The organism is Mesorhizobium sp. LNHC252B00 (assembly GCF_000502955.1).
Classification (GTDB): Bacteria; Pseudomonadota; Alphaproteobacteria; order Rhizobiales; family Rhizobiaceae; genus Mesorhizobium.
The window spans coordinates 22,967-42,453 of the sequence record NZ_AYWO01000025.1; the positions used below are offsets into that span (position 1 = coordinate 22,967).

The window sequence follows — 19,487 nt, forward strand, 5'->3', positions numbered from 1 at the left end:
GCTTCGATCAGCCCGGCGGGTCCACAGGAAAGGGTGTGCTAACGTGGCGACTAGAGCCGGTCTAGACGAGGCGGCTCAGCGCCCCAAAAAAGGCGACGATCTCGATATCGAGCCGGTCGTCGACCGGCTCCGGCTGCGACGACATCTTGGCGATCACCACTTCGGCCTTGGGGTCGACATAGAGCCATTGGCCGTGGATGCCGATGCCGCAATAGGCGCCGTTTTCGTGTCCAGTCTGGTACCATTTGTTGCGGTAACGGCCGTTCGGGAACAGCGGCAGCATCGCGCCACGCTGCCAGGCGGCGGCACTGCCGCCGGTAGCAACCGTGTCTCGCACCCAGGCTTCCGGCATGATGCGGCGGCCATTGGCCACCCCGCCTTGCCGCATCATCTCGCCAACGCGCGCCAGGTCGCGCGGCGTCACCGAAATGCCGCCGGCGGTGCGGGCCGTGCCTTCCATGTCGACGCTGATCGAGGCGTCGCTGACGGCGCCAAGCGGCAGCCACAATTTCTCGCGCATCAGGTCGGCGAAGCGCTGGCCGGATGCGCGTTCGAGCAGCAGGCCGAGCAGGTCGGAATTGGGCGAGCGGTAGCGGAAGGTCTGGCCATGCGGCTCGGCAAGATGCTGCAAGGTCAGGATGAATTCCCGCAGGCTCTCCGTGCCGCCGCCAGGATTCCACAGCGTGGCGCGGCGATAGCGGGCGAAAGCGCTCTCCGGATCGAGATAGGCTTCCTCGAAATCGAGGCTGACGCTCATGTCGAGCACATGCCGCACGCTCGCATCGCCATAGGCAGAGCCGGCGGCTTCAGGGATGTAGGCCGTCACCGGCGCATCCGGGTCGAACACCCCCTCGCCTTCCAGTATGCCGGCAATGATGGCCGTCAGCGACTTGCTGATCGAAAAGATGATATGATGGGCGCCGAAATCCATATGCGGTGCGAACCAGTCGCCGACGATCTTGCCGCCCTTCATCACCGTCAGTGCGTCGGTGCTCGAACGTACGAGAAATTCAGCCACCGTCTCCGGTGTGCTGGCGACCGTGACCTTCTCGTCGAGCAGGCCGCTCATGTCCCGGACGGGCATCTCGACACCAGTCGGCGCTGCCGCCACGCGGGCGGTAGGCACCAGTTCGCCAAGATTCTGGAACGACCATCGGTTGAACGGGTTCTCGCGCCAGTTGGCGAGCAGCACCTCGTTGCGGCGGAAGCCGTACCGGGTCTCGAACGCGGTCTTGCCGGTCATGGCGTTTCTTCCCATGTGTTTTTGGAGGCTGTTTCGAAAGTCGGTCCGGCGAGTCATATGGTGGTGGTTTCGAGAACCGGAGCGGAGCGGACATTCAGGCCCGAGAGCACCGGAAGCGCAGAAAACGCCGTCAGATGGCCGCTGGAGCGAGTTTCCAAACAGGCTCTCAGCTCAGTGCAGCAGCGATGGCGTGCACCGCCTTCAGCGTCGCTATGGAATAGGCGACATTGCTGAAATCCGGATAGGTCGAAAGCTTCACCACGACCATTCCTGTGTTCCAGTCGATATGGATCATCTGCCCGAACACGCCCCGGCACATCAGCGCGCGCGAGCGCGGGTCCTCGATCCAGAATTGGTTGCGATAGCTGCCCTCCGACAGGCTGGCATTGAAGTCCGGCCCGTGTCTGCCGTTGCGCGTTGCCTCGATCCAATCGGCCGGCACGATGCCGCCGCCATTGTCGAGGATCAACTGGCCGAAGCGACCGTAGTCGCGCAGCGTCGCGTTGAAGCCGCCATTGGCCAGCGCATAGCCGGCGCCGTCGACCGTGAAGCAGGCACTTTCATCGGCGCCGAGCTTTTGCCAGAGTTCTTCCGAAACCAGCTGCGGCAGCCGCTTGCCCGTCACGCGCTCCATGATGAAGGCAAGCACGTCGGTCTCAATCGAGCGGTATTCGAAGGCAGCCCCGTGCGGGCGGAGAGTTTCCTTCAAGCCCAGGATGAGTTCGAACATGTGCGAGGGCCAGCGGAAATCCGGGTCGCTGTCAGGCGGCACGGGCTTCCAGCCGGTGGCGACATCGACCTGGCCAATGTCGGAATAGCGGTCGGTATATTCCTCGGAGAAGCGGACGCCGCTGGTCATGTCCAGCACATGCTGGACGCTGGCGCCGGCCCAGCCTGTCGCGCTGAGCTCCCGCAGGTAGTCGGTCACCGGCTTGGCCGGATCGATCAGGCCGCGCCCGACCAGTATGCCAAACACCGAACCGGTGACGGACTTCGCCATCGACTGCGACAGGTGCAGCGTGCGTTCGCCCATGCCGTTGAAATAGCGCTCATAGGCAACCTTGCCGTCCTTGAGCACCAGGAAGCCGTCCGTATAGGTCTCGTCGAGCAGCCCGGCGAGTGTCGTCGGCGCGCCTGTGCTGTCCTCAACCGCCAACCCGTCGAGATCGACCTCGGCGCGCTCGAAACGGTGGCGATGGCCATTGCCGCGCCAGACTTCGGCGGTCGGCAGGAATTCACGGATGTGCTGGAACGCCCAGCGGTTCCACGGCGGCCGGTCCCAGTCAAGCTTGGGAACCACGATGGCGGGTGGCGAGCCCTGCATGATCGGCGGCCGCGGGTCGCTGTTGCGGTAGGATAACATTGAGCCTCTCGTAAGCGCGAAGAAGGGAGGCCGATGCCCCCCTTCCGTAGGATTTTGAACCGAGCCTTATTTGCGCAGGTTGGTCCAGATCTTGTTGTAGATCTCGACCACCTCGGGCGGGCACGGCGGAACGAATTCCGCTGCCGGCGCACCTGCCGGGGGGTTGAGTTCCGGCGAATTGGCGAAATCCGCTTGCAGGAACTTGTGGCTGCCGGCAATGCCGTTGTCATAGCCAGCGAATTCCGAGATCAGCGCCGCGTTTTCCGGTGCCATGACGAAATCCTGGAACAGCTTGGCATTATCGAGGTTCTTGGCGCCTTTAAGCACCGCCACATTGTCCATCCAGCCTTCGATGCCTTCCTTCGGATAGGCATACTTGATGGCGGGGATTTTCTGCCGCGAGCGGTAGGTCGCGCCGTTCCACTGTTCCGTCACGATTACGTCGCCGGAGGTGATCTTGGTGATGGTGTCGTAGCTGAAGGTCTTCCACGACGGCTTGGCGGCCATCAGGATGTCGTTGACCTTTTTCAGATTGGCCTTGTCGGCACCGCAGCGCGGCACGCCGGCATAACGCTCGGCCGCATGCATGACGGTGTTGACGTCGTCGAGCACGTTGATCTGGCCCTTGAGCTCTGCCGGCGGGTCGAAGAGGATGCTGAGCGTGTCGATGTCGCCCTTGAACTTGTCCATGTTGACCGCGAAAGTCGTGGTGCCGAACTGCCACGGCGCGGTGTAGTGGCGGCCCTTGTCCCAATAGATGTCGACAAAACGCGGATCGATATTCTTGCCGTTCGGCATCGCGTTGGGCTCGGTCTTTTCGAGCAGGCCCTCGTCCACCATGATCTTCACGGTGTAGTCGGAGGGCACCACGATGTCGTAACCGGAATTGCCGGCGCGCACCTTCGACAACATGGTTTCGTTGGAATCGTAGTCATCCAGCGTAACCTTCACATTGTACTGTTTCTCGAACTTTTCGATCAGCTTGGGATTGGTGTAGTCACCCCAATTGTAGATATGCAATTCGCCATCGGCGAGCGCAGGCAGTGCCCACAAAAGCGCTGCCGTCGAAACGGCAGCCATCATCTTCCTAGACATTTTTGTTCTCCTTTGCCTTCCCATTAATTCAATTGGCGCGTCGGCGCGCGATCAGGAACGATACCGAGACGAAGAGGATCGAGACCAGCAGCAGAATGGTGGAGATGGCGTTGATCTCCGGCGTCATCGGCCGCCTGATCTGGTTCCAGATATAGAGCGGCAGTGTCGTCTGCCCTGGCCCCGCGACGAGTTGTGTGATGGTGAAATCGTCGAAGGACACGATGAAGGCGAGTGCGGCACCCGACATTATGCCGGGAACAAGTAAGGGCAGCGTCACACGCTTGAATGCATTCCAAGGCGTCGCATAGAGATCCGCGGCCGCGTATTCGAGCGTCAGGTCCATATCCTCCAACCGCGCCCGAATCGGCATGTAGGCAAAAGGAATGCAGAAAACAGTGTGGGCAAGGATAAGATTGCCGATGCCGAAGTTCAGCCCGAACATTCCGGCAATCAGGGCAAAGAAAGACAGCGTCGCCACCGCTGTGATGATTTCCGGGACCATCAGCGGCAGGTTGATGATCATAAAGGCTGTAGACAAGCCCCGCCATGGCTTGACCCGGGTCATGCCGATCGCAGCCAGAGTGGCTGTGGTCGTCGAGATGATCGTTGCGGTCACCGAAATGATCATCGTGTTCTTGGCAGCGCTGTGGAATTCCTCGTTGAGCAGCGCACTGCCGTACCAGCCGAGCGTAAGACCTTCCCACTGCGTGACCAGCGAACCACTATTCAGCGAGAAGATCATCAGGATCAGGACAGGCACGTAGAGCACGCATAGGCAGATGATGGCGATAGAGCGGAAGCCCGGCTGGTCCTTGATGTCGATATTGCGGGGATCAGCCATGTTGTATCCTCCCCGACGTGTTGCGGACGTAGAAGAAGAGGGCCACCAGCACCGCAGCCATCAGGATCAACGCCTGGGCACAGCCCAACGGCCAGTTGCGCCCGGATCCGAATTGCTGGGCAATGAGATCGCCGATCATCAGATGTATGCCACCGCCGAGGATAAGTGGGGTCACATAGGCGCCAAGTGCGGGAATGAAGACCAGCAGGCAACCGGCAATGATGCCAGGCCGCGACAGCGGGATGATCACACGCCATAAGACTTGCCGGCGTGTCGCGTAGAGATCGTACGCGGCCTCTATCAGCCGGAAGTCCAGCTTCTCCAGGCTCGAATAGAGCGGCAGCACCATGAACGGCAGGAAGGCGTAGAGCAGTCCGAGTTGGATGGCGAAATTGGTGTAAAGCATCGTGATCGGTTTATCGATCACACCCAATGCCATCAGCGCATTGTTGATCAGGCCTTCGTCGCGGATGATGAACATGATCGCCAACGTGCGGACCAAAAGGTTCGACCAGAACGGGATGGTGATCAAAAGCACCCACCAATTGCGCTGCGCTGGCGCCCGCGTCGCCATGAAGTAAGCGGTGGGAAAGCCGAGCAGCAGGCAGATGACCGTCGTCACCACCGCAAACAGAAACGAGCGCAAATAGATGATCAGGAAGTCCGGCGTGAACTGCAGCGTGTCGTCGAAAATATCGCGCTGGAACAAGAAGTTCAGATAGGCGTCGGTCGAGAATTGCCATTGTACGCCGCCATAGGGTGCCGCGACGAGGAACGAATAGACGCATATGATGATTAGCGGCAGCACTCCGAAAATGCCGATGATGACCAGCGCCGGAACGGAGAGCAGTCGGTTGCGCCGCGCGGTGGCTTTGGCAGCCCCTGTCTCGAACAAAGCAGCTTTTGAGAGTGTGGTGGCTACCATCAGTCCCTCAACACCTGTGCGGCGTCGTTGCCGATGGCAATGCCGACCTTTTCACCCTGCTCGAAACCGCAGCCTGCACTGCGGGTGTTCTGCTGGCGAACGGTGAAGGCCTCACCACTATCGAGACGGACCTGAATGTGTGTATCAGTGCCGAAATAGACGATGTTTTCCACCGTCCCAGAAAGGTCACCCTTGGCGGCGGTCAGCTTGGCGTGCTCAGGCCGCACCACTATGGTGGCTTTGTCTTTCGGCTGGAAGCCTTCCGCGACCGTGGCATTGATCGTCGCGCCGGATTTGAGCGTCGCTTGAGCCTTTCCATCGCTGACGCCAGCAATTGCGGCAGTCAGGAAGTTGGTTTCGCCGATAAAGTCGGCCACGAAGCGTTCCGCCGGCTTGTCGTAAATATCCCAGGGCGAACCGACCTGCAGGATCTTGCCCGATGACATCACCGCGATGCGATCCGACATGGTCAGTGCTTCCTCCTGGTCGTGGGTGACGAAGATGAAGGTGATGCCGGTCTCGTGCTGCAGCCGCTTCAATTCGATCTGCATCTCCTTGCGCAGCTTGTAGTCGAGTGCCGAGAGCGGCTCGTCGAGCAACAGCACCTTGGGTTGGGGCGCGAGCGCCCGGGCCAGCGCCACGCGCTGCTGTTGGCCGCCGGAGATCTGGCTGGTGCGACGACCGGCGAGTGCCTCCATCTTGACCAGCTTCAGCATCTCGGCCACGCGCACCTTGATCTGGGCCTTCGGCTTGCCCAGCATCTCGAGGCCAAAGCCGATATTGTCGGCGACCGTCATGTGCGGGAACAGCGCATAGGACTGGAAAACGGTGTTGACCGGCCGCTTGAAGGGCGGCAACGGCGCGATGTCCTGGCCATAGAGCAGGATTTCACCGGCCGTTGGAAAGTCGAAGCCGGCGATCAGCCTGAGCAACGTCGTCTTGCCGCAGCCGGATGGGCCAAGCAGCGTGAAGAACTCGTTCTCGCGGATCGATACCGAGACCGTGTCGAGGGCAGCGACCTGCCCCTCACCTGATCCGAAAATTTTGCTGACGTCTACTACTTCAATCGCATTCCGACCCGGTTTGTCCGGCACGATTACGCCTCACTGTTGACCCCGCTCTTGCTGGCGGAGCTCTTCCCCTGTTCGATGTGACCACATGGCCGGTAGGTTGGCAAGTCCGGCATTGAATCACAGTTCAGTTCATTATCTCGGCTAGCAAGCCATGCACCAGCAAGCCTCATGCCATTGTCAGGCCTGATAGGTTACCTTTCCGCCGCAGATCGTCGTCACCGGTCGCACCTTGTCCAGATCGGCCGGAGCCGTCTTCTCGATATCCGCCGACAAAACCACCAAATCGGCCATGTAACCGGGTTTCAGCGTGCCTTTGCGGTGCTCGGCGAATTCGGCATAGGCGCCCTCGACCGTATAGCCGGCAACCGCTTCACGCAGCGAGAAACTCTGGTCCGGCAGGCCTTCTGCCCAAGGTTTGCGCATCACCGCCGCTTGTATGCCCAGGATCGGATCGATCGGCGACACCGGCCAGTCGGAAGCGAACACAACGCGAGCGCCAGCATCCTTGAGCGTGCGCCAGGCATAGCTCAGCGGCCACCTCTCGCGGCCGATGCGCGAGAGTGTCGGTTCCAGCGGGAAGTTCAGCGCGCCGGGCGGATGTGGCGGCTGCATGGATGCAATGACGCCCAATTCGGCGAAGCGCGGCACGTCGGCTTCGGTAATGACCTCAATGTGCTCGACCCGATGCCGGCTGTCGCGCTTGCCATTGGCCTTTTGCGCCGCCTCGTAGCCGTCGAGAACCGCGCGTACCGCTCCGTCGCCGATGGAATGCACCGCGATCTGCAGGCCGCGCCGATCGGCCTCCACCGCGACTTGCGCGAAATGTTCTGGCGTAAACAGCGGCTCGCCGACCCAGTCCGGACGATCCGCATATGGCTCGACCATCACCGCCGTCCATGAATCGAGGACGCCGTCGTAAAAAACCTTGACCATGCCCGACGACAGCCATTCCGACTGGTAGGTCGAGGCCATCGTCGATGCCTTTTCAAGCATGTCTAGGTCCATGAAGTTCTTGAAGTGGAAAGGAATTTTCGTGCGGCATAGCAATCGCCCTTCCTTTTCCAAGCCGGCAAGCAGCTCAAGCTGGTAGAGGTTGCCGTCCATGTTCTGGATCGACGTGATGCCGTGCCTGGCGCACCATTCGAGGCCGCGATGCATCAGATCGCGGTCGGCAGCCAGTTCCTCGGCTGAGGGGTAAGGCTCTGGCTCGCCGCCGGTCAGGCCAAGCCGCGTGCGGTTCTGGCCGAAGAATTCCAGGATCGGGCCGAATGCCTCGCCTTCGCGCAATTCGCCTGCGGCGAGCCCGTCGGCGCCCATGACGATTTCGTTACCCGGTCCCAATTGGCGGCCGTGCAGAAGCCCTGCCTGCTCCAACGCCATGGTGTTCGCCCACATCGTATGGTGGTCGGAAGCCGACATGGCAAAGGGGCGGTCGGGGATGATGCGGTCGAGATGATGCCGCGTAACCGGCTCGGAAAGGATCGCATAGTCGACGCCGGCGCCGATCAGAAGCCTGGCGTTGGGCCGTGCCGCCGCAAAGGTCTGGATCGCATCGCGCAAGGCGTCGAAGCCGTGCACGCCAGCCAGATGCAGATTATCGAGTTCGGCAGCGCCGCCGAACAGATGCATGTGGGCTTCGATGAAACCCGGGATCACCGAACCGCCCTTGGCGTCGATGACCTTGGTGGCCGGTCCCTTGAGCTGTTCGATGGAGGTGCGGCTGCCGATGGCGACGATGGCGCCGTCCTTGACGGCAACGGCCTCGGCGGCGGGATTGTCGTCGTCCATGGTCAGCACGCGACCGTTGATGACGATCAGATCCGCGTTTTGACCCGCACCCGTGACTGACATCGCGACTCCGCGTTTTTGACGACCGACTGAGACCGACAGCCCCGGTGTCCACAACCTGCCACTCCACTGGAGCGGCGCTATCGGACAGAAGTGATGTCAACTCGCCGTCTTCGAAATTTCCCTTGTTATGCCAAGAGACAGCGTGGATAAAGAATGCGACTGATCATTCGCGTTTGTCAACATGCGGAATATCGAATGTATTGTGGACAGCACGCTCCGCCTGTGTTGAGACCCGGCGGGGAACGAGGACAGCAGGCCATGAAGCGCAGTCTCGACCGCAAAACCAGGATAGCGCTCGAGCCGCGCAAGCAGCCGCGCCAACAACGGTCGAGCAAGGTGGTCGACAGGATCCTCGACGCGGCGCTGGTCTTGACGCGGGAGCAAGGAACCAGGACGCCGACGACGCTCGCCATTGCTCAGCGCGCGGGCCTGTCGGTCGGTTCGGTCTACCAGTACTTTCCCAACAAGGAAGCCATTCTTCTGGACCTCGCCCGGCGCTGGCTGTCATCCTTTCCCGAGGTGATCGCGAGGCGCATCAAGGTCGCCCCACCCACCAACCGCGAAGAGTTCCGGCGTGAAGTGCGCAAGCTCTTCAAAGACACGTCCAGGCTCTATCTCGATAATGCCACCTTGATGCCGGTGATCGAGGCTATTTCAGGCAATGCCGATCTCCGGCCGATCCAAAACGAATATGACGACCAGATCATCGCGCTCTATGCCGCATGGCTGCAGCATGTGAACCCGGCTCTTGAAGACAAGGTTGCCAGCCGGCTTGGCGTGCTGATGATGGAGGTCGGCCATGCCTGCCGGCTTGTAGGGCTGAAAAAGGACCGCAGGACATACGACCTCATCGAGGACGATGTTGAAACCATGTGGCTCGCTCTGGTGACCCCCTATCTCAACCTTGAATGATTTCGCATTTCGAGAGGAATTTGATGAAGACTGTCTATTCGCCGCTACACGCTGGCCATGCCGGCCAGATGGAACTGGTTACGAGTGCGATCGTGCCGGGTTTCGAGAAGCCCTCGCGGGCCGAATTCATCAGGGCGCGGGTCGAAAGCGAGAGACTGGGACCGATCGTCCTGCCGCTCGAGCATGATCTTGCCGCCGCCAAGCGCATCCACAAATCAGACTATGTCGATTTCCTGCCGACGGTCTGGCCTCAATGGGTGGAAGCCGGCCTGAAGGGCACGGCGATGCCTTTCACCTGGCCGACGCGCGGGTTGCGCGGCGACGTGCCGCCGAAGCGCATCGACGCCCTGCTTGGCTACTATTCCTTCGATGCCGGCGCCACCTTCGTCGAAGGCACATGGGCTGCGATCAAGTCGTCCTATGACGTGGCGCTGACCGCTGCCGGCCTGGTCAAGGATGGCGACGCTTCCGCCTTCGCGCTCTGCCGTCCGCCCGGCCACCATGCCGGTGCAGGCTTCATGGGCGGCTATTGCTACATCAACAACGCCGCTGTCGCCGCTCAATGGTTCCGCGACCAGGGCGCTGCCCGTGTCTCCATCCTCGACGTCGACTACCACCACGGCAACGGCACGCAGGAGATCTTCTACGACCGCGCCGACGTGCAGGTCCTCAACCTGCACGGCGATCCGATGGTCGAGTACCCGTTCTTCCTCGGCCATGCCGACGAAATTGGCGCCGGCGAAGGCGAAGGCTTCAACATCAATTACCCGATGCCCTTCGGCACCGACTGGAACGCCTGGAACGCCTCGCTGGAGGATGCCTGCGTGAGGCTCACCGCTTACGCGCCGGATGTCGTCATCCTCTCGCTCGGCGTTGATACCTTCGAGAAAGACCCGATCAGCCAGTTCAAGCTGAAAGCATCCGACTACCCCAAGATAGGCCGCCGCATCGCCAAGCTCGGCCTGCCGACGCTGTTCGTCATGGAAGGCGGCTATGCCGTCGAGGAGATCGGCGTCAACGCCGTCGGCGTGCTGACCGGCTTCGAAGGCAGATAGAGGTGTATATTCCCTTCAGACAAGTGTAAGCGCGCCTTAACAAAAATCTGCGCAACTGTCGATTGGGCCGTGGATTTGTCCTATTGGTTGGGTAAGGATGCAACGTATGGCCGGGGGAGCGCAGGAAAGGATTCCGTTTAACAGCGAAGTTTTTCGCTGGGCGCGCCACCGTGTCCATGGCGATATCGAGGACATCGCGCGGCGGATCAACGTAAGCCCAGATAGGCTCGCGGAATGGGAAGCGGGCGATAGGTCGCCCACGGTTAAACAGGCAAGACGGCTTGCCGATATCTATGATCGGCCGTTTCTGGAGTTCCTTTCCAAGGAAATCCCTCACGTACCAGCGACGGAGCTTGTACCTGATTTCCGCTTCCATCGCGGAGGCACACCGGGGCAAGAACTGGCCGCTCTAGAGGAGGTTCAGCGCTGGGCGGAGGAGCAACGGCTAAACGCCCTAGACCTACTAGAAATCATTGGCGATGATCCGCCAAAGTTTCCGGCGCATCTGTTTTCGTCCGTAGACAATGACGTCGAACCGGTCGCCGATAAGGTTCGCGATGCCATTCAATTCAGCATCGAAAAGCAACTTGCCATCCGATCAGACAAGCGCGACCAATTTCCAAATTTTCTCAGGCACAAATTTGAGGAAATGGGCGTTCTCGTTCTCCGTCAAAATGGACTGACAAAGCTGCGGACAAGGGGAATTTGTCTGTTCGCGGAACCACTTCCAATTATTGTGTACGGAGGCGAGGCACCAAGTGCGCAAGCGTTTACGCTTTCGCACGAACTCGGCCACATCCTACTCAGGCAAAGCGCGATTAGTGGCCCACCCAGGTTTGGGAAGGCAAAGGGCCTCAAGCAAATCGAGGCATGGTGCAATCGATTTGCGGCGGCCTTCCTTATGCCGAAGAAGGCCATCGTGAGAGATATGGGCGGCGAGAAAGCGCCCAGGGATGAGATTGGAGAAAGAGAACTTCGGTCGCTGGCAAATCGCTATGCCGTAAGTCGGCACGCAATGCTGATCCGGCTGGTAGCGCTAGGGTTCGTGAAGCCAGCTTTTTATTGGTTCGTCAAACGCCCAGAGTTCATCAAAGAGGAAGAAGAATACACTGGCGGGGGGCGATCCAAGTATTACGGCCAGCGCTATCGCTCCAGTCGTGGCGACTTCTATACTGGGCTAGTTATCGAGGCTTGGAATAGCGGACGAATTACAAATCACAATGCGGCAGAGTTTATGGGGATCAAGAGCCTGTCGCACCTATACGACATAAGGAACCATTTCGGGGACTAGAGTGGCGGCTTATTGCCTCGATACGTCTGGCTTCAGCAACCCTCTGGAAAACCTTCCGGAGGACATTTTCGCGTCCTTGTGGGCGCAAGTTATGAAGGTGGTCGAGGCGGGCAAGCTTTGCTGCAACACCGAGATCCTGACCGAACTTGGCTCGATTGAGGGGAAGCTCGGCGAGTGCCTAAAATCATGCGCTGAATCAATGTGTTATGAGATCGGCGACGACAAATGGCCGTGGTCGGAGTACCTTGATTGCGTCGAGAAGCTATAGGCTAAATACGAGCCCGTGATTTCCGAGTACAACGGAAACCGCAAAGGCACGGTCGGCTTGAATGACATCTCGATCATTGCGCTGGCGATGACTTTGAAGCTTCCCATCATCAGCATGGAGAAGCCGAACACCTATCAGCCCAGTGTCAAGAAAATGCGCATTCCTGATGTGTGTAAGATCGAAGGCGTAAACCACCTGTCGTTTAACGAGTTCCTGAGAGCGGAAGGCATATCAATATGACGCTGTCGCTTTCCCAAGCCATCCGCGAAGAAAAACGAGGAACCGGGCGACAGCGACGCCGCCCGGCTCGCGATCAGCTCGTGGTGGCAGCACTTGGCACTGCAATCGGCGCGACTGCCCTGCGCGAGCGGCCGAGGTAGTAGACCGCCGTCGCCGCGATAACGCCGGCCGCAAGGATGCCTGCCGCCAGAACCGGCCGATACCAGAACCAGGCAATGGCGATCGTCGTCGTGCCGACCAGGATCGCTAGGAAGAAGGCGATGATGCCGGTTCCCATCCGCGCCATGCTGCCGAGGAACGGGATGACGTCGAGGATTACGCCGATCGGGCTGAGGAACAGGGCAAAGCCGATCGTCAGCAACAAAAGGCCGGCGGCGCGCAGCAGCCAGGTGATCAGCGTGTTTGCGCTGATCGCCTCGGCGAACATCTTGTCGGCCGGGACAGTGCCGGCGTCGACCATCAGCAACGCATCGCCCGCCTCTGTCTGGTAGGGCTCGAACCGGCTGCCGGCCTGGCGCGCGACGATGCTAATCAGGCCGAGCGGCGCCAGCTCATAGCCGATGCGGTAGTCGCCCAGCGTCGGCGTTGTCGTGTCGGCGCCGAGATAGATCTTGCCGTCAACGACGCTGAGCGGCCTGGCGCCTGTATAGGCGGCCTTGATCGCGGCTGACTGGTCGGCCGACAGCGAATAGTCCTTGTCGCCCTCGATGCGATCAAGCACCGGCTGATCGAGCGTGAAAGCGCCAAGCTTGCCCTCCGGAATCTGGAAGGTCCGGCTGTGGATCGCCATCGGCGGATTCTGGTGGCCGTCCGGCTTCTTGAAATCCGATGAGTCGATCTGGCTGTCGTCCCACACCTCCGAATAGCTGTAGGTGGTCACCGTCTCCTCGCCGCCGCCAAGCTTCTTCGTGGTCTCGGATTTGGACTCTTCTTTCCACTGGTACATCTCGACGCCGCGCAACAACCGCAGCCCTTGCGCCGCAATGCCGAAATCCGGATCCGCGAGACCACTGTCCGCCGTCACCAGGCCGCTGACATGCACCAATTTACCGTTATTGGCGGCATCGACGCTGTCGGCGCTGGCCGAAACCACGGCGTCGGCCCCTTCGGCCAGCGAGCGTGCCGTCTGCACCGCGCGGCCCTCGTTCCAGAACAGCCCGATCACCATCAGCACGACCAGAAGCAGGCCGAAGATGACCCCGCCGACCGTGCGCTTGATCCGCCCGAACCACGAGACGGATGTTACTTCCCGAAATGAATCGCTCATTGTTTCCCCCGAAACCACTGGTGCTAAAATTTGAGCGTGGCCGGCGGCCGCGCATTGAACCTGTCAATCAGCGTGGATCTGCGTACCGCCCCATGCCGATGGCCGCCAACAAGGGCTACCCATCTCGCCCGGTCGGATCGAAGGGACGCCCATCCCTGTCGATCAGCGAAAACCTATCGGAATCGATCAGTCTTCGATACGGCAGCTTTGCAACAAGGCCGGCTTTTTTGTGCCGACGTTTCAGGTGCGTCAGGGCGGCAAAACGGCTTGGAGTCCGCCTCTGAGTCGTACGTGAGTCCACCGGATTCGATTTTGTCAAATCGCGTTTGATGTCGGATTCAACTGCGGGTAGATTAGACCCGAATCAGCCGGTCCTCGGGGGGCGCGGCGACCACCCAAAGTCTCTTGTTCCGGAGCTTTTCCGGCACCAGACGCGGAGGCTTCGCGTTCCCTGAATGGATTCGAATCTGGTTGGCGCAGCCCTGCGCCACGCGTGTGTCTTCGTCAAAGTAATGCGTATTCGGGTTCGGCGGCTGGCTCCAGCATCCGGACAGCAGAAACGATTCCGGCCAAAAGCAACAAGAATGAGCAGTCCCGCCGCGCTACTTCAATCCGACACATTGGGCTCGCGCCTGACGTCGCGCGGCGATCTCACCAGCTTTTTCATGCAACTGACCGCCGAGATCGGCGCCGACAGCTATATGCTGGTCGCCATCGTCCACGACCAGGACCGCAACGATGCGCGCATCGTCTCGTCCAACTGGATTTTCGACGCCATCGAGTTGATCGGCAAGCGGCTGATCGCCGGGCTTGCGCAAGGCGCGCTCACCGTCGCCCCCGGCATCCGTCCGATCGCTCTGGTGGCATCCCAGGCGCCCGAGACCGACGGATTGATCACCGGTGAGGAAGCGCGCCTTCTCGACGTGCTTGGCCATGCCGAGATCTATTCGCTGCGCCTCAATGTCGGCCGCCAGCGCCTGTTCGCCCTGTTCTCCGCGGCGACCGCAGGAAGCATCGACCAGCCGGCACTAATGAGGGCGCAGCTGAAATGCTGCTACGCGCTTTCGCATATCCCGCAATTGATTGCCGCCGCCGCCATGCAGGATCCGCTGTCGGATCGCGAGCGCGAATGCCTGTTCTGGGTCTCGGAAGGCAAGACCACCGACGAGGTGGCGGTGATCCTTGGCGTCTCGTCCAACACGGTCAACAGCTACATCACCCACGCCATCCAGAAATTCGCGGCCAGCAACCGCGCGATGGCCATCGCCACGGCGATCAGGAGCGGCATCATTTGAAACACGCCGACATCAAGGAGGCTGCCGAAGCCCTTTTCAACGAGCAGCGCAATCCGTTCGGCGCCTTTTCGCTCGGCTCCGAAACCCATCACGCCGTCACCATTCCCGATGCCGTACGGCGCTGCCGCTGGATCGCCGTCGACATCAACGCTTCCGCTTTTGGCCTGTTCTTCGTCAGCCCCTCGCCCGAACGCGCACGGCTCGTCCCTTGCCTTGATTCCGACTACCCCGGCATTGCGGTGGCGACGAAATTCATTTCAGGCGCCAATGGCGAGGAGGTCGTGCGCCACACCCGCATCTCGACCGAACCGCGCTGGTGGACAGACGATGGCCTCGCCGGCATGGCGGAGATGTTCGGCAATCTCGCCTGGACCGAGCAGATGGCGCCGCTGGCGCCCGGCACCAGCGGCATCGCGTTTCCCGTCCACGCCGACCGTGGGCAGTGCGGCCTTGTCGTGTTCCTCGGATCGGAGATCACCTTGCCGCAGGACGCGCTCTACGAGATCCACGCACGCTGCTTCTCGCTGTTCGCCGCCGTCGCCCGCATCCGCCCTGGCGATGCCGGCAGGACGCGCGCGATCTCCAAGCGCGAACTCGAATGCCTGAAACTGACCGCCAATGGCAACACCAGCGAGGAGATCGCCCGGCTCCTGAAACTGTCGGTGCACACTGCCAACCAGTATCTGACCCAGTCGACCCAAAAGCTCAACGCGGTCAACCGCAACCAGGCCGTGGCCAAGGCGCTGCGGCTGGGGCTTATCGAATAAAGCAATTAGAGGATTGGCCGGCGGCCGTCGGAAGCGATCGATGTTCCGCGAAAGGCCCGCGGCTCGACCTTGCGGATACGCGCCTGTTCGATGACCACCTCGAGCAGGGCCGTGTTGTGCTCCGGGTCTTCGCCCGGCTTCTCGAACGACACGTAGTTGACCACCACCGACGCGCCGTTCTCGCTCAGCGTCAGCTGGAAATAGACGGTGACCCCAGGCGGCCTCAACTCCAGATCAAGCACGATGCGCGGGCTGCCGGTCCAGTCGACATGCGCCTCGCCGCCATGGCCGAGCCGCAGTGTGCCAGGCATGAAGAACAGCTCCACCGCTGAATCGACGAGATCCGACAGGCATGCGAAATGTTCCAGCCGGATGAACGCTATATAGTCGGCGACATCGATCAGCCTCAGTTCACCCACCACCTGCTCGATGGCACTGGCGACGATGATCTCGCGGGATTTTGCATGCGGTTGACGGTTCATGAAATCTGTCTGCGCTCAGCCTTTTTCGAGTAGACGATCCGCACCAGTTCGGCGACGGCCTGGTAGAATTGCGATGGGATCACACTATCGACCGAAACTTGCTTGTACATGGAGCGGGCGAGCGCCACGTCCTCGAAGATCGGGATGTTGTTTTCGCGTGCGATCTCGCGGATTTTCAGCGCCACCAGATCCTGCCCCTTGGCCAACACCATTGGTGCCGAGTCCTCGTCGCGCACGTATCTTAGCGCGATCGAAAAGTGCGTCGGGTTGGCGATGATCAGCGTCGCGCGCGGCACCGCCGTCATCATCCGCTTGCGCGCCCGGTCGCGCGCCAGCGAGCGCAGTCGCGACTTGACGATCGGATCGCCCTCGGACTGCTTGAACTCGTCCTTGACCTCCTGCTTGCTCATGCGCAGATCCTGCTTCCAGTGGAAGCGCGACCAGACGATGTCGACTGCCGCGATCAACCCCATGACGAAGACGATCGCCACCAGGATGTCGACGGCAATGCCGCGGATGACGAGTCCGAAAGCGACCGGATTGGTGATCATGCCGGCGAGCAGCTTGCGGTGGTCTTCCGACAGAGTGAAGCTCAGCACGACGATGGCAAAGCCGACCTTGCCGAGTGACTTCAGGAACTCGACCCAACCCTGAATGCCGAACAGCCTGTTCCACCCCTTGGGGATCGAGATGCGCGAGAATTGCGGCCGCACCCGCTCGCCGACGAACTGCGGCATGTTCTGGAACACCGAGGCGCCGACACCGGCGACAGTCAGCAGCACGAACAGGCTGATGACGGCCCGGCCCACCTCGAAAATGACAGTCCTGTAGAGCGCGATGACGTCCGTCTCGGTGTCCATCGGCCACGCTTCCGGCTTCTCCAGGAACATCGACAGGAACATGCCGAGATCGATGACCGCGTCCTTGGCGTAGAAGACGGTGAACACCAGTATGGCAACGAACGATGCAAGGAGCGCCGTTTCCCGCGAATGGGGCAGTTTGCCCTGTTCGACAGTGTCGCGGATCTTCTTTTCCGTCGCCTCTTCGGTTTTCGAGTCCTTGTCGACCGCGTCAGCCATGGCGCGATCTTAGGCGGCGTCTTGGGTCGACGGAAGTTCGAAGGCGCCTTCGCGCGACAGCCGGATCGTCGTCGTCACGATCGTCTTGCGTGCTGCTGTGATATCGGCAAGAGGAACTCCTTCCGAACCTTGTCCGAGTTCGGCTTCGATCATGCGCCGCGACCGCGCGCCGATCGCCGACAGCACGGATTCGGCAAGTCCCGCCTGCGCGCCGCGCAAGGCCAGTGTGACCAGTTCGGTCGATAGCCCGTCGAACAGCAGCACCCGCGCTTTCTGGGTGAGCAGCGGCAGGTCATCGAAGGCGAACAGGCGGGCCCGGACACCATCAAGGTCGGGCGTGCCGGCGGCCTCCAGATCCTGCATGACCTCCTCGAGCAGCGGCTTGTCCAGTTCGTTGAGAACGCTGGCGACACGCGCCTGCCCGGCAGAAGTGTCTTTGGTCGAGGTTTCCGCCAACACGCTGGTGCGCAGCCGGTTTTCGACGATCTTGCTGGCGGCGTCCGGAACATTGGCCATCGTCACCATGCGCTTGATGATTTCGCCACGCATCGGCTTGGTCAACGTCAGCAGCACGCTCGCCGCAACCTGCGGCGCCAGCTTCGACAGCACCATGGCCGCAGTCTGCGGGTGCTCGCCCGCCAGGAAGGCGCCAAGCCGCGCCGGCTCGAGCTTTTCGAGCTCGGGCCAGATGGGCGGCGGGCCTTCCGGGGCGACTTCGAATCTCTTGTCGCCCATGATCGCGCTCATCTCTTCGGGCGACAGCGACTCGTTGAGGATGGTGTCCATCCTGTCGGCGGAATCGAGCAATCCCGCCCCTTCGGTGAACTCGGCCTCGAACTCGGCGACGATGCGCTCGAGATCGCTTTGCGGAATCGTCCGCAGCAGTCGGGCGCCCTCGATCAGCGCCTTCAGTTCTTCCTGCTTGAAGAATTTCAACAGGCGGCTGGCCGACGGCTTGCCCATCGCCACCAGTATGGCGGCTGCTTTCTGCGCGCGGGTCAAGGTAGCCGGCGTCGTCATGCCACTCGCCTTCGCTGCCACCGGCAAGCTCCGCAACCCATGTCTAGGCGCCCTTCGTGCCAGCGATGATTTCGGTCAGCCTGATGCCGAAGCGCGACGGATCGCTTTCCAGCACGGTGATCTCGCCGCGCGCGATCTTGCGGCCGTTGACCACAACGTCGACAGGTTCGCCGATACGACGATTGAGCGCCACCGTCGAGCCCTTCTGGAGCGCCATCAGGTCGGAGACCGGCATCTCGGTGCTGCCGAGGATGATCTGAACATCGACGGGGATGTTCATGATGACGCTTGAATTGGCGCCGGAGGCCGCCCTGAACGCCGCATCCGGCCGTTGTTCCTCTTCGTGCAGGACCCCGCGCAATTCTTCAATGGCACGGTCGAGTTGCTCGTCCGGCTGGTCGAGGTCGGCTTCCACCTTGGTCTTGGCCATGATTGTCTCCAGTGCTCAGGCGCGTCCGGCGGCAGCCGGCATCAGCCCGTCGATAAAATCCTGCCCGGCATCGTAGGGATGCTTGATTCGGACGGTATAATTCTGTCCCAGTTTGCCGAATTCGCAGACGAACAGCGTCTGGCCGCGGGCACTGAGACGCGCCTGGGATTGCGCCGTTTCCTCGAATTCGATGACCTGGCCGATGTCGAAGTTGGCGAGGTCGCCGAGCGTCAGCCGGGCCAGTGGCATGGTGGCTTCGAGCGCTACCGTTGAGCGCATCACCTCTTCCGAGAAGCGCGCGCGCCAGCTGGCGTTTTGATCCTTCTCGCTGACCGCGGCAACGCCGTCCCGACCGGCCAGCACGATACGCTGCGGCATCGTCACGGTGATGCTGCCGCTGTCGGCCGGCGTCGAGACGCCGAGGACGATGCGCAGTGCGGCGCCGTCGCGCAGCACGTGTCGCTTGGCCTCTATGCCAGACATCGCCCGCGGCGCCGGAAGCCGGAGCTCAAGCGAGCGCCGACCGGATCCGTTCAGCGCCTGCGCGACCTGTTGAAACACCATCGTCGAAACGTCGGTCTCGATCGGCGACAGGTCACGCTCGATCGGCGACACCGGCATGTCCGGGTCACCCCCAAACAGCGTCGAGACCATGATGGCGATCGCGGCGCCATCGATGACGAGGGTCACTGCATCGGAAGACGCTGGCGAGGCAACGACGGTCATCGCGAAATTCTCACCGGCGCTGGAACGCGCCTCGGGAACGCGGCTGATCTCGACCGCTTTGAGATCGACAATGACCGGAACGCCAAGTTCGCCGGTCAGGCTTTTCTGCAGCAGCGGCACAGCGCGTTCAGCCATCGCCCGGCCGGCGTCGATGACCTGGGCTGCCTCGCCGCTGTCGCCGACGAGGCGCTCGATGATCAGCGAACGCGCTTCCGATGGGCTGCCTGGACTGGTCATGACGGTGCAGGGACCGATCTGTCGCGC

18 protein-coding genes and 1 pseudogene are annotated in these 19,487 nt (G+C 61.2%); 6 read left to right on the plus strand and 13 right to left on the minus strand.

What is annotated here, in order from left to right; translation table 11 throughout:
• Positions 1–61: 61 nt before the first annotated feature.
• The 7 genes from X744_RS145945 to X744_RS145915 form a co-directional block, all read right to left on the minus strand.
• Complete coding sequence (locus X744_RS145945) at positions 62–1,243, minus strand: serine hydrolase (RefSeq protein WP_023761657.1); 1,182 nt, start codon at positions 1,241–1,243, stop codon at positions 62–64.
• 166 nt (positions 1,244–1,409) lie between these two features.
• Positions 1,410–2,606: a serine hydrolase gene (locus tag X744_RS145940; protein WP_023761658.1), complete on the minus strand. Its 1,197-nt coding sequence runs from the start codon at positions 2,604–2,606 to the stop codon at positions 1,410–1,412.
• Positions 2,607–2,672: 66 nt separating this feature from the next.
• Entirely contained in the window at positions 2,673–3,701 is a 1,029-nt protein-coding gene (locus X744_RS145935) for an extracellular solute-binding protein (protein ID WP_031260861.1), read from the minus strand.
• A 28-nt stretch (positions 3,702–3,729) separates the two neighbouring features.
• Positions 3,730–4,542: an ABC transporter permease gene (locus tag X744_RS145930; RefSeq protein WP_023761660.1), complete on the minus strand. Its 813-nt coding sequence runs from the start codon at positions 4,540–4,542 to the stop codon at positions 3,730–3,732.
• Positions 4,535–5,467, minus strand: coding sequence for an ABC transporter permease (locus X744_RS145925; RefSeq protein ID WP_023761661.1), 933 nt, complete (start codon positions 5,465–5,467; stop codon positions 4,535–4,537). Before X744_RS145925 ends, X744_RS145930 begins: the two co-directional genes overlap by 8 nt.
• The gene (locus X744_RS145920; RefSeq protein WP_023761662.1) at positions 5,467–6,561 is read right to left on the minus strand and encodes an ABC transporter ATP-binding protein; all 1,095 of its coding nucleotides are present in this window, start codon (positions 6,559–6,561) and stop codon (positions 5,467–5,469) included. The genes X744_RS145925 and X744_RS145920 overlap by 1 nt, the downstream gene beginning before the upstream one ends.
• A gap of 156 nt (positions 6,562–6,717) precedes the next feature.
• Positions 6,718–8,391 carry an amidohydrolase gene (locus tag X744_RS145915; protein WP_023761663.1) on the minus strand — a complete coding sequence of 558 codons (1,674 nt, stop codon included), beginning with the start codon at positions 8,389–8,391 and terminating at the stop codon, positions 6,718–6,720.
• A gap of 258 nt (positions 8,392–8,649) precedes the next feature.
• Between X744_RS145915 and X744_RS145910 the strand changes: the two genes are divergently transcribed.
• The 4 genes and pseudogenes from X744_RS145910 to X744_RS1000000175420 all read left to right on the plus strand — a co-directional run bounded on the left by X744_RS145910 (position 8,650) and on the right by X744_RS1000000175420 (position 12,157).
• Positions 8,650–9,303: a TetR/AcrR family transcriptional regulator gene (locus X744_RS145910; RefSeq protein ID WP_023761664.1), complete on the plus strand. Its 654-nt coding sequence runs from the start codon at positions 8,650–8,652 to the stop codon at positions 9,301–9,303.
• 23 nt (positions 9,304–9,326) lie between these two features.
• Positions 9,327–10,358 carry a histone deacetylase family protein gene (locus tag X744_RS145905; RefSeq protein ID WP_031260862.1) on the plus strand — a complete coding sequence of 344 codons (1,032 nt, stop codon included), beginning with the start codon at positions 9,327–9,329 and terminating at the stop codon, positions 10,356–10,358.
• Positions 10,359–10,464: 106 nt separating this feature from the next.
• Positions 10,465–11,649, plus strand: a complete 1,185-nt coding sequence (locus X744_RS145900) for an XRE family transcriptional regulator (protein WP_023761666.1) — start codon at positions 10,465–10,467, stop codon at positions 11,647–11,649.
• A gap of 1 nt (position 11,650) precedes the next feature.
• Positions 11,651–12,157 (plus strand): annotated as a pseudogene (locus tag X744_RS1000000175420) (DUF4411 family protein).
• Positions 12,158–12,230: 73 nt separating this feature from the next.
• Here X744_RS1000000175420 and X744_RS145885 read toward each other — a convergent pair.
• Positions 12,231–13,424, minus strand: a complete 1,194-nt coding sequence (locus X744_RS145885; RefSeq protein ID WP_023761669.1) for a TMEM43 family protein — start codon at positions 13,422–13,424, stop codon at positions 12,231–12,233.
• A 584-nt stretch (positions 13,425–14,008) separates the two neighbouring features.
• On the opposite strand from X744_RS145885, the gene X744_RS145880 reads away from it, so the two are divergent.
• Together X744_RS145880 and X744_RS145875 are read left to right on the plus strand one after the other, a co-directional pair.
• A complete protein-coding gene (locus tag X744_RS145880; protein ID WP_023761670.1) occupies positions 14,009–14,719 on the plus strand; it encodes a helix-turn-helix transcriptional regulator in 711 nt (236 codons plus the stop codon).
• Positions 14,716–15,486, plus strand: coding sequence for a helix-turn-helix transcriptional regulator (locus X744_RS145875; protein WP_023761671.1), 771 nt, complete (start codon positions 14,716–14,718; stop codon positions 15,484–15,486). The genes X744_RS145880 and X744_RS145875 overlap by 4 nt, the downstream gene beginning before the upstream one ends.
• Before the next feature lie 5 nt (positions 15,487–15,491).
• Here the strand turns inward: X744_RS145875 and X744_RS145870 are convergent, their stop codons facing one another.
• The 5 genes from X744_RS145870 to X744_RS145850 are packed head-to-tail and all read right to left on the minus strand — an operon-like array spanning position 15,492 to position 19,460.
• On the minus strand, positions 15,492–15,968 hold the full coding sequence (locus X744_RS145870) for a hypothetical protein (RefSeq protein ID WP_023761672.1): 477 nt from the start codon (positions 15,966–15,968) through the stop codon (positions 15,492–15,494).
• Entirely contained in the window at positions 15,965–17,047 is a 1,083-nt protein-coding gene (flhB, locus tag X744_RS145865) for a flagellar biosynthesis protein FlhB (RefSeq protein WP_023761673.1), read from the minus strand. Before flhB ends, X744_RS145870 begins: the two co-directional genes overlap by 4 nt.
• A gap of 9 nt (positions 17,048–17,056) precedes the next feature.
• On the minus strand, positions 17,057–18,067 hold the full coding sequence (locus X744_RS145860; protein WP_023761674.1) for a flagellar motor switch protein FliG: 1,011 nt from the start codon (positions 18,065–18,067) through the stop codon (positions 17,057–17,059).
• A 43-nt stretch (positions 18,068–18,110) separates the two neighbouring features.
• Positions 18,111–18,497, minus strand: coding sequence for a flagellar motor switch protein FliN (gene fliN, locus X744_RS145855; protein ID WP_023761675.1), 387 nt, complete (start codon positions 18,495–18,497; stop codon positions 18,111–18,113).
• Between the two features lie 15 nt (positions 18,498–18,512).
• On the minus strand, positions 18,513–19,460 hold the full coding sequence (locus X744_RS145850) for a FliM/FliN family flagellar motor switch protein (RefSeq protein WP_023761676.1): 948 nt from the start codon (positions 19,458–19,460) through the stop codon (positions 18,513–18,515).
• Positions 19,461–19,487 lie beyond the last annotated feature (27 nt).

Coding starts and splice junctions, on each gene's coding strand:
- X744_RS145945 (WP_023761657.1), bottom strand. CDS start 1,243: ATGACCGGCAAGACCGCGTTCGAGACCCGGTACGGCTTCCGCCGCAAC.
- X744_RS145940 (WP_023761658.1), bottom strand. CDS start 2,606: ATGTTATCCTACCGCAACAGCGACCCGCGGCCGCCGATCATGCAGGGC.
- X744_RS145935 (WP_031260861.1), bottom strand. CDS start 3,701: ATGTCTAGGAAGATGATGGCTGCCGTTTCGACGGCAGCGCTTTTGTGG.
- X744_RS145930 (WP_023761660.1), bottom strand. CDS start 4,542: ATGGCTGATCCCCGCAATATCGACATCAAGGACCAGCCGGGCTTCCGC.
- X744_RS145925 (WP_023761661.1), bottom strand. CDS start 5,467: ATGGTAGCCACCACACTCTCAAAAGCTGCTTTGTTCGAGACAGGGGCT.
- X744_RS145915 (WP_023761663.1), bottom strand. CDS start 8,391: ATGTCAGTCACGGGTGCGGGTCAAAACGCGGATCTGATCGTCATCAAC.
- X744_RS145910 (WP_023761664.1), top strand. CDS start 8,650: ATGAAGCGCAGTCTCGACCGCAAAACCAGGATAGCGCTCGAGCCGCGC.
- X744_RS145905 (WP_031260862.1), top strand. CDS start 9,327: ATGAAGACTGTCTATTCGCCGCTACACGCTGGCCATGCCGGCCAGATG.
- X744_RS145900 (WP_023761666.1), top strand. CDS start 10,465: ATGGCCGGGGGAGCGCAGGAAAGGATTCCGTTTAACAGCGAAGTTTTT.
- X744_RS145885 (WP_023761669.1), bottom strand. CDS start 13,424: ATGAGCGATTCATTTCGGGAAGTAACATCCGTCTCGTGGTTCGGGCGG.
- X744_RS145880 (WP_023761670.1), top strand. CDS start 14,009: ATGAGCAGTCCCGCCGCGCTACTTCAATCCGACACATTGGGCTCGCGC.
- X744_RS145870 (WP_023761672.1), bottom strand. CDS start 15,968: ATGAACCGTCAACCGCATGCAAAATCCCGCGAGATCATCGTCGCCAGT.
- flhB (WP_023761673.1), bottom strand. CDS start 17,047: ATGGCTGACGCGGTCGACAAGGACTCGAAAACCGAAGAGGCGACGGAA.
- X744_RS145860 (WP_023761674.1), bottom strand. CDS start 18,067: ATGACGACGCCGGCTACCTTGACCCGCGCGCAGAAAGCAGCCGCCATA.
- fliN (WP_023761675.1), bottom strand. CDS start 18,497: ATGGCCAAGACCAAGGTGGAAGCCGACCTCGACCAGCCGGACGAGCAA.
- X744_RS145850 (WP_023761676.1), bottom strand. CDS start 19,460: ATGACCAGTCCAGGCAGCCCATCGGAAGCGCGTTCGCTGATCATCGAG.